A 12,597-nucleotide genomic window follows, 5' to 3' on the forward strand; every position below is an offset into this window, starting at 1 on the left:
GTCTAAATGGATTTGATAGCTTGTATATCCAACTCGAGTAAGCTGCCAATGACATTATCCGCAATCGAAAAATCGAGGCTCGAGGTGAGCTTTGATGGGACGACACAGGTTTGGCACCCAGCAGCGACTCCGGCTTTGGTGCCATTGAGTGAGTCTTCGATCACGAGGCATTCGTGGGCTGGAAGTTTGAGTTGATGCACGGCCTCAAGATAGAGGTCCGGAGCTGGCTTGATTTGCGCTGCGTCACCGCGGCATACAGATCCTTGAATCAGGTCGTAGAGTCCGAGTTTTTTGAGGAAGGTGTCCACCCACTGGTGGGTGGATGAAGATACCACCATGATGGGGATACCATGAGCGGCACATGCTGCAAAGACCTCGCGCACACCCGGCAGAGTGCTCGGTTGCTCTAGGGCTGCCATAATTTTGGCTTGTTTGGGTTTGTTGATGGCGTCCCAGTCATAGGTCTTGCCAGTCAGTTCTTCGAGATGGGTTTCGGCTGACCATGTATTGAAGTCAGAGCCGACGCATTGTACATAGGTTTCTGGAGCGAGGTGTTGCCCTTCAGATTGGAAAATCTCAGCCCATGCTTCGTAGATGGGCCACTCGGTGTCAATGATGACGCCATCAAAATCAAAAAGTACTGCACTTGCGAATGCTTGCATGCGCACATAGTAGTCGAGCTTTGGGTGATTGGAAGGGGGAATGTGTAGGATATTTTGTCTGGATGGGTGTGGATTGCTAGTTCGATGGCTAGATGCGAAAAGATGGTGTTGTCTTCTGAAAAAAATATGCCAGCATGGCGCCGTCTGATGAACGAGAAACCAGAAGAGAATAACGCACTTGACCTGAGTGCTTTGGATTTTGGCCCATCTTGGGCTAGAGATAAGAGTGAGCAGCCGCGCAAAAAGCACGCAGATCAGCGAGGTGATAAAGGCGCTAAACCAAGAGGTAAACGTGACCAAGCGCGCCCGCAGCGTGGTCAGGGCCGTAAACCGTTTTCAGGCGACGCCAAACGTGGTGAGCGCCGTCGTGGCCCGCGCCCTCAGCCAGCAATAGCACCAGAGGGTGTCGCGGCTGAAATTATGCCTATAGAAGAAGGGGTGGATAATCTTGCTAAAGAGATCGTGGCATCCGGACGCACTCATTCAGTCTTTGAGTTGGCTCGCATGATTCTCGTAGCCCGTGAGCGCTATAAAGTGGTGTTTCGCAGAGAAGACAGCACCAATGTGTTCTATCAGAGCAAGCATGATGGAGCAGTCTTCTTGACGCAGGAAGAATGCGTGTCTCATTTTGCGAAGTCCGATTGGAAAGAAGAGATTTATTCCTCAGAACAAGTTGAGGTGGAGGGTGCGAATGGTAAGTATTCTGCCGTTTCTAAGTGCGGGTTCTCAGGGTTTGTTTTTGGTCCCTCCAGTCACCATGAATTTGGCAAGCAAGTAGCGGCTCACCATGCGGCTCATTTTGCCGCTATGGATCTTGAGAAATACAAATCTCGAATTGAATCTGATTCTGCTGAAGAGGTGGTGCAAGCATGGGTGGATTCCACGAAGAAGCTGACACGATACACCTACAAGAAAGATCCTACTCAGGTGGTGGACGGTGAGTTGGCAATGCTTGAGCACTTTAAAACGAACGCGTTGGAGGAGGTGTTCAGATTCACGCATCGTGCGGATGTGGACTCTCAGATCCCAGGTAAGTCACTTGCACCAGGGCTTCTTACTTTGTTGAAAGATACGATCGCGGATCAAAAACGTTATCCAAGTAAGTTGGCTCCATTCCTCTGTCGCCAGCTGTCTGGTCGCAATCTCGCGGTGTTCAAGTGGATGGGGAAATTGCATTGTGGTCCATCACGGCCACATCAAATTGCTGATGATGTGACTCTCTCAGACCGTCTGACTAAGATTAAAGAATGGGTTTCGCTAAACGAGGGAGCTGGTATTGACAAACTTTGGGAGGCGGTCCTGCCTGCTGAAGTGACTGACGAGGATAAGCATCTCTGGTATCACGATCTGCACTGGATGCTCGACCAGGGGTATTTGGTGTTGATGCACAATGGTGTGCTCTACACCTCTTCCGCTTCCAAGAGGAAAGCTCCGGCTGAGTCAAAGCCAAAGGGGGAGTCTGAAGCCTCTTAAACGATTCGTTTGATTTATTTGCGGCAGCATCCATGAGGTGCTGCCGCTTTTTTGTGCCTAAATTGGATGCTTTTAAGATTCTTGGTACACTGAGTTGTTTTCTGGTGCACTCGAGTTCACATCATTCGCGTGTAGATCTTTGAATCACTCTGCTTCTTGTTTTTAGGTGGTTCGACGGTGGTTTGTTGAAATGAGTGGAATGTTCCTATCTTCCTAACAATGCGTTAGTTGGTTCTGTTATTTAAGTTTTGACATCAAAGTGTACTGAAGTGTATAAAAGTGTGTCGACAGTAAATAACGCCTACCTATGCCAACCTACGAACATACCCTTGAGGGGGTTTTTGAGCACAAGCTTGATCCGAAGTGTCGGGTCTCTGTGCCTTCTGATTGGCGGGTTTTAGCGGGTAGCGGGGTGCTGCGATTGCTCAAGGCTGAAAAGTATGATCAGCCGATTCTCAAGGTCTACACAGAGGGGGAGTTTGAGAGTGTTTTAGGTGAAATCGACTCACGTGCGGAATGGACACCCAAGCAGCGTGCGTTGATGCGAGGGAAATTATTTTCCCGCTGCATCAAAGTGACGATGAATCCACAGGGGAAGCTTTTGATACCAAAGGCGCTCTGTAATCACCCTGGAGTTGAGCCAGACGGCCCGGCAATGTTGGTGGGCCGTGGGACATACTTTGAAATCGTGAGTGCCGAGAATTACTCAGAAATGTGTGCTCGTGAGGATGCAGAGACATTAGCCCTCAACGAGGAGATGGATATCTTTTAATTGGAAATGAACAGCAGCTACAAGCCAGCTATAGCAAAAGTCAGAGTTCAGGCTTCTCCGAGAAGCCTGAACTCAGGACTTCTACGCTCTGAATCCGAATTCAGTGCAGGTGGTGGCGCGTTACCTCACTATCACGAGACAGTACTTTTACATGAGTCTGTTACCGCAATGCAGGCTGGCGCAGGTAAGGTATTAGTAGACGGAACCTTGGGAGGCGGGGGGCACACCCATATGATGCTCGACAAAGGGGCAACTGTGTTCGGGGTGGATCGCGATCCTGAAGCTCACGCGTACGCGGGGCAAAGACTCTCGGCTTATGGAGAACGTTTTCAGCCACTAGTGGGTAATTTTGCAGATGCTCATTCCTTATTAGCCCATAAAGGGATCGAGCAAGTGGACGGAGTGTTGGTGGATCTTGGCGTGTCTTCACGTCAATTTGATTGTGATGCTCGTGGATTTTCTTTCCGCAAGGAAGGGCCTTTGGATATGCGTATGGGGCCTAGCTCACCAATCACTGCGGCACACATTGTGAACACTTGGGATGAGGTGGAGCTTGCGCGCATCTTTTGGGAATACGGCGATGAGAGAGCTTCCAGAAAAATCGCTCGCTACATTGTGGAACAACGACAGAACGTGCCATACGAAACGACCACTCAACTGGCAGCTGGTATCGAAAAGCTCATTCCACGAGGTCCTAAAAAAATTCACCCAGCAACTAAAGTATTTCAAGCCCTGAGAATCGAAGTGAATGACGAGCTTGGATCTTTGCGACGCCTACTCGACTCGGCCAAGGACATACTGGCTCCAGGAGGCAGGCTCTGCGTGATTAGCTTCCACAGCCTCGAGGATAGAATGGTGAAGCGTTTTCTTAGGCACACATCGATGCCTGAGATCGACCGCCCCGAATGGCCAGAGCCCCGTCCAAATCCTGATTACACATTTCGACAAATCACAAGAAAACCCATCAAAGCGACCCAAGAAGAGGTTGCTAGAAACCCTCGTTCTCGTAGTGCGGTGCTCCGTGTGGGAGAGAGAATTTAATAGAAAGGATTGATATGAATCACAGAAAGTCAGATAGAAACCCTTCAAATCCATTGCATATGATTGCTTTGGTTGTGCTTGGCGCCATGTTGGCGACCGGTGGTGTGATGCATGCGATCCTGAAGAATGCTCAGGTTCAAACTGCCAGAGAAATCGACGCTGCTGAGCGACGTATCGAGGAAACGCAGGAAAATATTAAGATGGTGCAGGTCAAGATTGATCGCAAATTGAACCGTCACATGATTCGCGCGGATCTAGAGAACCGAGATTCTCAGTTAGTCTCGATTCGCTCTCAAGATATCGAGGTCATTACTATCCCGGCAGCCTCATTCGCCACAACATCACCGTAAAATGGAAAAAGCCACTCGTACACGCTGTGTTTTTCTAACGCTCGCATTGAGTGTGGGTCTAACAGCGCTATCGGGTAGGCTAGTCTATTTACAGTATTTTGATCGCGCCCGCTACGAGAAGTCAGCGGGTAATTCGTATAAGCGTACCGAGGTGATTCAGGCAAACCGCGGTGTTTTATTGGATCGAGACGAGGAGATCATTGCTACCACGGTGATATCCAAATCGGTAGTGGTAGACCTCTATCATTTGAAGGATGTTAAGCATGTTGCCAAGGGGGTTGCTTGTGCAGAGCTCAGAAGTGAGGGAGAATGGCGGACGTGGAATAGTGCGCAGAAATCTAGCAAAATCAATGCAAGGGCGAGGAAGTTGCTGGAGAAGTACAGTTCTGATCCGCAGGCGATTATTGATGGTCATGTAAACTACTTGATCGATGAATTGGCGCGTCCATTGGGGATGAGTGAAAAAGAGCTTCGTGCGAAGTTGGATATGTCGCGCATGGGGGAACAAGTGATCTACCATGGTCTTGCGAGCGAGTTAGCTGTTAGGCTTGAGAAGCTGATTAAGGATCGCAGTATTAAGGGAGTGTTTTTGCGTGAGGAGAAGCGCCGTTGGTATCCAGCGCCTGAGCTTGCTACTCATGTGGTAGGTTATGTGAACCGCGACGGAAGGGGATTGGCTGGGGTCGAATCTTCGATGAATGGCTTTCTGGAGGGAACCAATGGGTATGAGGTGGAGATGCGTGATATCCGCGGCAACATCATGCCGGCGCACAAAGGGTCATTTCGCGCTCCAAACAATGGCTTAAACGTCCAACTCACGATCGACATGGGTATTCAAGCGATCTGTGAAGAGGAGTTAGACCGCGGCATGGAAGAATTTGAGGGTGTCAAAGGTTGTGTGGTGATGATGAAGCCAGACACCGGCGAGGTTTTAGCAATGGCTAGTCGCCCACATTTCAACTTGAATCTGCGCCAGAAGGTGGTCTCGAATGGCTTCAATTATGCGTTACAAGCAATTTACGAACCGGGTTCAACATTCAAGATCGTGGCAGCGGCAGGCGCGCTGAACGAGGGGCTCGTATCGAAAGATACCACTATTTATTGTCATTGGGCAAACTATCGCAAGGGAAGACTGCAGGTGAAAGACCATCACCCCTACGGTGACTTACCGGTCTGGAAAGTGATCCAGAAATCTTCAAATATCGGAGCATTTAAGTTGGCTCAGATGCAGGGAAAGAAAACATTTTTCGAGTATGCGAAGAATTTCGGGTTTGGTAAGAAGACGGAAGTTCGTTTGGCTGGTGAGAGCCGAGGCCTGTTAGTGAACACTGGCAATGAGGTCGACTTCTCGCGTGTGTCATATGGTTATGCTGTGAGTGTGACACCTTTGCAGGTAGCCAACGCCTACTGTGTGATTGCCAATGGTGGAAAGCTGATGCAGCCCCAGATCGTGAAGTCTGTGGATACGAATGCGGGGGTGGTGATTGAAAAATTCAGGCCCAAGATGTTGAAGCGCGTGATCTCTGAAGAGACCGCAGAATCGCTTCGTGATGCACTTAAAACCGTGGTGGCTACTGGCGGGACAGCGACTCGAGCGGATGTGCCTGGATTCACCGAAGGTGGGAAGACAGGAACTGCGCGGAAGCATGATCCTGTGAATGGTGGGCACATCGAGGGACGGTACACAGTTTCCTTCGCTGGGATGCTGCCAGCAGAAAATCCTGCGTTTGTTTGCATAGTCGTAGTTGACGATCCACAGACAACTGAAGTAAAGCGGTACGGCGGCACGATTGCTGCACCGATTTGGAAGCGAATTGCTGAGCGCACTGCTGCGCACATGCATTTGACTCCTACGGAAGAAATCTCTCATCAGCTTACAAAACAATGAATTTAAGACAGTTATTAGAATGTCTTCCTAAAGCCGTGGCTTCAGGAGACCTCGACATCATCATCAAGCAGGTTACTTCGGATAGCCGTTTGGTTCAAAAAGGGGCGCTCTACGTTGCCGTCAAAGGAATCGAAAATGATGGGCATCGCTTTATCGATAACGCCATAGCCAATGGCGCTGTGGCGGTACTCTCAGAAGTGGCTCAGCCAGCAGACTTTGATCAGGCAGTTACCTGGATTCATTGTGCCAATAATCGTAAGAATCTTGGATTGGTAAGCAGCCAGTTTTATGGTCAACCAAGTGCCCAGTTAGCCAATGTGGGTGTGACTGGAACCAATGGTAAAACGACCACCTGCTATTTGATACAGCATATCATGAAGCAAGCGTGGCTGCGTGCGGGCTTGATTGGGACTGTTGAGGTTGATGACGGACTTGAGCGTGCGGACGCTAGTCACACCACACCAAATGCAGAGGTGCTACATGGCTTGTTTGGAACGATGCTGGAGAACGGCTGCCGCGGTGTGGCGATGGAAGTGAGCTCGCACGGAATCGAGCAAGAACGTCTGGCTGGTGTCCAGTTTAAGGCCGCTGTCTTTACGAATTTGAGTCAAGATCATCTCGATTACCACGGGAATATGGAGGAGTATTTCAAGGTGAAGCAATCCTTCATCAATGATGTGGCTACCACACGTGGGAGCTATGCAGTGGTGAATACGGATGATTTCTATGGAGCCAAAATTGCCAAGGAACTTCCAGAGGGGGCAAAGTTGATTAGCTTTGGCATGAATGCGCACTGCGACTTCAAAGTTTCCAACCTTAAAGAGCAGGTGAAAGGCACCGAGTTTCAACTAGACAACAGAGGAAAGTCCTACTTGGTACGCGTGCCTCTGATTGGCCGCTTCAATGTTTATAATTGCCTGGGTGCGATAGCTGCAACGGTAGCAGCTGGCATTAAACTACGTGATGCGGTGCAGGCTCTTGCAGAGCTGCCGCAGGTGCCTGGTCGCCTCGAGTTGGTGAGTTCTACTGGCGGAGTGAATGTGTTCGTGGACTATGCTCACACTCCTGATGCGCTCGACAAAGTGTGTAGTAGCTTGAAAGAGCTAGACCCGCGTAAGCTTCTCACAGTCTTTGGATGTGGCGGCGATCGAGACGCTGGGAAGCGCCCACTCATGGCTGAAGCTGTGAGTCAGTACTCTGATATGTGTTTTATCACATCAGACAACCCACGATCAGAAGACCCAGAGGCGATCCTTAAAGAAATTGAACCAGGAATGAAGCACAAGGTGTACCGTTCTATTGTGGATCGAGCAGAGGCGATTCGCACCGCCATTGATGTGGCCTCAGCAGGTGACATTGTGCTGATCGCAGGGAAAGGGCATGAGACCTATCAGGAATTTGCCGATGGGAAGGTAGACTTTGATGATCGCAGGGTGGCAAAGTTAGCCATGCACCAGAAGCGCGAAGCGCGACAACGTGAAAACGAAGAGCGTGCGCGCGAGGCAATGTTACGCCAAAAGCAACGCGATGAGCGCCAACCTAGAGAGGAACGCGAGTTCGATCCAAACTATAAGTCCGAGCATGAAAAACCTCAGAAGTACGGTGAGCGTCGTGTCGGTGGAGCAAAGGATTTCAAACGCCCCTTCAATCCTAAAAGAAACCCAGGAGAACAATCTAGCAACGAATAACTACAACTAGACCAATGAAAGCCATCCCAATCCATTCACTCGTTGATGCCTGTCGTGGGTCTCTGAGCCGCGGCGAGCTCACTGGGCAGATTACTTCGGTATCGACTGATACACGAGCGATCGTGGATGGGGCGGCTTTCGTTGCGTTGCGTGGCGATCATTTTGATGGGCATGCGTTTTTGGATCAAGCGATTGATCAAGGTGCGAAGGCTCTCATTGTGGATCACCTTCCGGAGGGTTTTACCAAGACAGGCATCGCAGTGGTTGTGGTTGATGACACCTTACGAGCTCTACAATCATTGGCAGCTTGGCATCTGAAGGAAGCAAATGTCGAAGTGGTCGGCATCACTGGATCCAATGGTAAGACGTCTACCAAAGATTTCACTAAGGCTGTATTGCAGCAAAAGTATCAGGTTCATGCTACGGCGGGGAATTTCAATAACCACATCGGACTCCCGCTGACCATTCTTTCAATGCCTGAAGAAACGGAGGTTTGTGTGCTTGAGATGGGCATGAGTGGGCATGGTGAGATTGCGGCCTTGTGCGAAATCGCCAGACCTCGCATCGGTGTCATTACCAACATTGGCACGGCGCATATTGAATACCTTGGAAGCCGTGAAGCAATAGCTACTGAAAAGGGTGCTCTGGTGCGCTACCTTCCAGCGAATGGCGTACTTTGCTTATCAGCTGTTTGTGATTTTGCCGACCATTACTGCAAGCAGACTAAATCGCGAGTGATCATTGTTGGGAATGGCCGTGGCAAGATTCGTGCGGAGAAGCTGGCTATGAGTAAGAGTGGTTCGAGCTTCCACTTGGTGAGCGATGAGGTCAAAGGTGAACTCGTGACCTTGCCAGTGGTGGGGCGCCACATGGTATCCAATGCATTACTAGCAGCAGCGGTAGGGAAGGCATTGGGCATGACATTGGCTGAAATTGCTGATGGATTGAATGCAGCGACGCTTACGAGTGGTAGACTTAGGTCGTTTATTTCAGGAGAGGTGCAGGTGTTTGATGACACATACAATGCGAATCCAGAGTCGATGAAGGCGGCAATTGAGGCGCTAGATGAATTGGAGCTAGCGACCGATGCTGAGCGCTATGCTGTATTGGGGAAGATGGCTGAGCTCGGTGAATACGCTGAGACATCCTGCGAGTCGGTAGGTTCATTGGCCGCGAAGCGTAGAGTCGAGTTAGTGACAGTTGGGCAAGAGGCAAAGCCAATCTCAGATGCAGCACTCAAGGCCGGCGGTGCAGCGTATCACTTCGACGACCAAGCCGTGGCTGCAGAATGGCTCAAAGACCATTGCAAAGCAAACGATGCAGTGCTCTTCAAAGGGAGTCGCTCAGCAAAGATGGAGGAAGTCATGCGCTTGGCCTTCCCACAAAATTAATTTTTCTATGTTATACTTAATTTACGAATGGTGGAATGAAGCGTTTCAGTCGGGGGCTGAATGGGCTCAAGCGACGAGCTTCTTAAACCTGTTGAAATACATTACAGTGCGTGCTGGCTTGGCTTGTGCTCTCACCTTTGTCTTGTCATTGGCCTTTGGGCCATGGGTGATTAGAAAGCTGATTTCATTGAAAGTCGGTCAGCCGATTCGTTCTGCAGAAGAGGTGCACAAATTGCATGAACTCCACGGGGCGAAAGCTGGCACACCAACGATGGGAGGCGTGCTTATCCTAGGTTCAGTGTTGGTTGCGGTGCTTTTATGTGGTCGCGTTCTCAATCCTTTTGTCGCAGTCACGATGTTTGTGATGCTCGGACTTGGCTTGCTTGGTTTTGTGGATGATTTCACCAAAGTGAAGTTGAAAAATTCTGATGGAGTGAGCCCGCGAGTGAAGCTATCCTGGCAGTTCGGGATTGCGATTGTTGCAGCATTGTTCCTGTATGCGCAACCAGCAGTGACTGGGGATGCCAATGGAGCGGCACTTGGTTCAGATGCCTTACAAACTGTGATGGTGTCTACTGGCGAGGCCGAGAGTGTCAGCGAAGAAGTCGACCGCTATCCACCACGTGGCTCTGCTGGTTATTGGCTTCAGGTGGATGGAAAGGCTCAGCCAATGAGCTCAAGCCAACTGACGGCTCCGATTTTCAAGCGCCCATTGTTTGACATGTGGTTCTTCGCCATTCCATTTTTTGCTTTGATTATCATTGGGGCTTCCAATGCGGTGAACCTTACCGATGGTTTAGATGGATTAGCTGCAGGCTGTACCATCACTACTGGCCTAGCCTATGCCGCGCTGGCGTATCTTGGAGGACATTTGGTGTTAGGTTTTGATTATCTACACATTGCGTACCACCCAATGCTCAGCGAGCTCGCTGTTGTAATGTTAGCATTGGTCGGAGCATCATTTGGCTTTCTTTGGTTCAACAGCCACCCGGCGAAGGTCTTTATGGGTGATACTGGGTCTTTGGCAATTGGTGGAGCACTCGGGACTGCTGCGATTTGTACCAAGCAGGAATTGTTGTTGGTGATCATTGGATGGATTTTTGTGATGGAAGCGCTTTCCGTCATGATTCAGGTGGGAAGCTTCAAGCTGCGTAAGAAGCGAGTCTTTGCAATGGCTCCCATCCACCATCACTTTGAGCTGCGAGGCTGGCATGAAAGCCAAGTGATCGTGCGTTTTTGGATTATTTCGATTTTGAGCGCAATGCTCGGATTAGCGACATTGAAAATTATATAGAGCATGGAACTCGCCGGAAAAAGTGTAGTCGTGTTAGGAGCTGGCCGAAGTGGTCGAGCTGCGGCTGAGCTGGCTCTGTCGAAGGGGGCAAATGTGCGTGTTTATGACGCCAATCCCGCTGCTCATTTTGAGGCTTGGAAACCTGAAATTGTAGGGTATTCCGGGGCTAGTGAAGAGCTTGGAGCTACGGTGGCTTCAGACGTTTTGGTTCTTTCGCCTGGGATAGATACCTATGGGTCTTTTGTGGCAGCATTCAGTCGCCTGGCGGGTGAGGTGCTAGGAGAGATCGAATTGGCATCCCGCTATTATCAAGGTAAGGTGATCGGCATCACTGGCACCAATGGAAAAACAACCACGACAGCCTTGATCGAGCACTTGATTCAAGCTGCAGGCTTCACTTGTGTGGCATGTGGAAACTATGGAAAGCCGTTGGCTGAGGTGGTGCTAGAAGGCAATGATCCCGACTTTGTTTCCTTAGAATTGAGTTCCTTCCAGCTCGAGACGGTAAAAGAATTTCATGCCGACGTTGCGATTTGGTTAAATTTTTCTGCGGATCACATGGATCGTTATACGAGCCTACAGACCTATTTCGATGCAAAGAGGCAGATCTTTAAGAATCAAACGTCGAGAGACACTGCGGTCTACCGACAAGGGGAAGATTTGGGTGAGCTAGTTGCCCAGGGGGTGACTTTTTCTAGTGTCAGCGAGGATGCTGACTACACGCTTGATGGTCATCAGTTGTTACAGCACGGTAAGCCGATCCTTGATATGCGAGACTCTGCACTGCGAGGCTCTCACAACGCTGAGAATGTGATGGCTGCGATTGCGGCATTAGAGGCCTTAGCTATTTCTGTGGCAGAGGTGCTTCCGTCATTGGCGAATTTTTCACCACCTGAGCATCGATGTGAGTTTGTGGCCTCAGTGAAGGGAGTGGATTACATCAATGATTCCAAGGCGACAAATATTCATGCGCTTCAGAGCGCCCTCAATGCCTTGCCAGGACCGATCGTTTTGATCGCTGGAGGTAAAGAGAAGGGGCTAGAGTATGAGGAGCTGCTTCCGACGCTTTCGAAGACGGTGAAGCATAGCGTGGTTTTCGGTGAGATAGCGAGAAAGCTTGAGGCAAGGTTCTCACTATCAGTCCCTGTCACAGCAGTGGAGACATTGGATGAGGCTATCTTGGTCGCTCACGACGTGAGTGCTGCAGGCGACACCGTCTTGTTGTCGCCTGGTACCTCTTCATTCGATCAATTTCCTAGCTATGAAGCGCGCGGAAAACATTTTAAAAAACTGGTAGAGTCCCTACCGCTCTAACGTATCAATAAACCAAAGAAATCCCATGAATTCTAGAAAGCTACAAACCAATCGAGTTCAGCCGCAGAAGAAGCGCGGCATTCGCGCTGTGCATGCACGTGTGAGTTCTGGTTCACGCCGCAAGCAAGCCGTGGCTGCTGCGAGCACGCGACCAGGAGAGCTGCAGGCAGAAGTGCCGCACAAGAGCCTAGCTAGTGTTTGGATGGTTGTCATTATTTTGCATGTCGTTGCTGTCGGCGTGATATACGTTGCCATTGAGTGGAATAAGTCTCAGTTACAACCCCTTGATCTCCCATCAGCGAATGTTGCTAGTTCGAATGAGTTTGAAGGCTTGGAGCCAAAATTGGTGAAAAGTGGCGACACCTATGAAAGCTTTGCCACGCGGCATAAAGTCTCAGTAGAAAAGCTGCGCGCACTGAATAAGAATACGACTATTCATGCCGGTAAGGTGCTGTATTTACCGAAGGAGGAGCAGGTTGAGCCCGTGATGGTGAAAGTTCAGCCTAGTGCTGAAGGCGCAGCTGCTACGGTGAAGGCTGTGGTGGTGGAAGAAGCGAAGTCCCTCGCTGAGTCATACACTGTGGTGAAAGGTGATTCCATCTACCGGATCGCAAAAGCAAAGGGTGTGAGCCAAGATGCATTGATGGCTGCAAATGGAATTGAGGATGCTCGCCAGCTACGCGTAGGGCAAAAGCTAGAGATTCCATTGAAAAAGTAACACGCT

General features: G+C 50.0%; 11 protein-coding genes. 10 read left to right on the forward strand and 1 reads right to left on the reverse strand.

The window, feature by feature from the left end:
• Positions 1 to 2 precede the first annotated feature (2 nt).
• Positions 3 to 662 carry an HAD family hydrolase gene (locus F454_RS0104855; protein WP_018969505.1) on the reverse strand — a complete coding sequence of 220 codons (660 nt, stop codon included), beginning with the start codon at positions 660 to 662 and terminating at the stop codon, positions 3 to 5.
• Positions 663 to 788: 126 nt separating this feature from the next.
• Here F454_RS0104855 and F454_RS0104860 point away from each other — a divergent pair, with 126 nt between their 5' ends.
• From F454_RS0104860 to F454_RS0104905, 10 genes are all read left to right on the forward strand, one after another.
• The gene (locus tag F454_RS0104860) at positions 789 to 2,135 is read left to right on the forward strand and encodes a hypothetical protein (protein ID WP_156817139.1); all 1,347 of its coding nucleotides are present in this window, start codon (positions 789 to 791) and stop codon (positions 2,133 to 2,135) included.
• Positions 2,136 to 2,442: 307 nt separating this feature from the next.
• Entirely contained in the window at positions 2,443 to 2,907 is a 465-nt protein-coding gene (locus F454_RS0104865; RefSeq protein WP_156817140.1) for a division/cell wall cluster transcriptional repressor MraZ, read from the forward strand.
• A gap of 66 nt (positions 2,908 to 2,973) precedes the next feature.
• Entirely contained in the window at positions 2,974 to 3,948 is a 975-nt protein-coding gene (gene rsmH / locus F454_RS0104870) for a 16S rRNA (cytosine(1402)-N(4))-methyltransferase RsmH (protein WP_051083285.1), read from the forward strand.
• A gap of 59 nt (positions 3,949 to 4,007) precedes the next feature.
• A complete protein-coding gene (locus F454_RS0104875) occupies positions 4,008 to 4,298 on the forward strand; it encodes a hypothetical protein (RefSeq protein WP_018969509.1) in 291 nt (96 codons plus the stop codon).
• A gap of 1 nt (position 4,299) precedes the next feature.
• Positions 4,300 to 6,186, forward strand: coding sequence for a peptidoglycan D,D-transpeptidase FtsI family protein (locus F454_RS0104880; RefSeq protein WP_018969510.1), 1,887 nt, complete (start codon positions 4,300 to 4,302; stop codon positions 6,184 to 6,186).
• Positions 6,183 to 7,874, forward strand: coding sequence for a UDP-N-acetylmuramoyl-L-alanyl-D-glutamate--2,6-diaminopimelate ligase (locus tag F454_RS14210; RefSeq protein ID WP_083912894.1), 1,692 nt, complete (start codon positions 6,183 to 6,185; stop codon positions 7,872 to 7,874). Before F454_RS0104880 ends, F454_RS14210 begins: the two co-directional genes overlap by 4 nt.
• Before the next feature lie 14 nt (positions 7,875 to 7,888).
• A complete protein-coding gene (locus tag F454_RS0104890; RefSeq protein WP_018969512.1) occupies positions 7,889 to 9,265 on the forward strand; it encodes a UDP-N-acetylmuramoyl-tripeptide--D-alanyl-D-alanine ligase in 1,377 nt (458 codons plus the stop codon).
• 7 nt (positions 9,266 to 9,272) lie between these two features.
• A complete protein-coding gene (gene mraY, locus F454_RS0104895; protein WP_018969513.1) occupies positions 9,273 to 10,559 on the forward strand; it encodes a phospho-N-acetylmuramoyl-pentapeptide-transferase in 1,287 nt (428 codons plus the stop codon).
• Positions 10,560 to 10,562: 3 nt separating this feature from the next.
• The gene (murD, locus tag F454_RS0104900; RefSeq protein ID WP_018969514.1) at positions 10,563 to 11,873 is read left to right on the forward strand and encodes a UDP-N-acetylmuramoyl-L-alanine--D-glutamate ligase; all 1,311 of its coding nucleotides are present in this window, start codon (positions 10,563 to 10,565) and stop codon (positions 11,871 to 11,873) included.
• 25 nt (positions 11,874 to 11,898) lie between these two features.
• Positions 11,899 to 12,591 (forward strand): LysM peptidoglycan-binding domain-containing protein, encoded by a 693-nt coding sequence (locus F454_RS0104905; RefSeq protein ID WP_018969515.1) that lies wholly within the window; start codon positions 11,899 to 11,901, stop codon positions 12,589 to 12,591.
• Positions 12,592 to 12,597: the final 6 nt, after the last annotated feature.

The organism is Rubritalea marina DSM 17716 (assembly GCF_000378105.1).
Taxonomy (GTDB): Bacteria; Verrucomicrobiota; Verrucomicrobiia; order Verrucomicrobiales; family Akkermansiaceae; genus Rubritalea; species Rubritalea marina.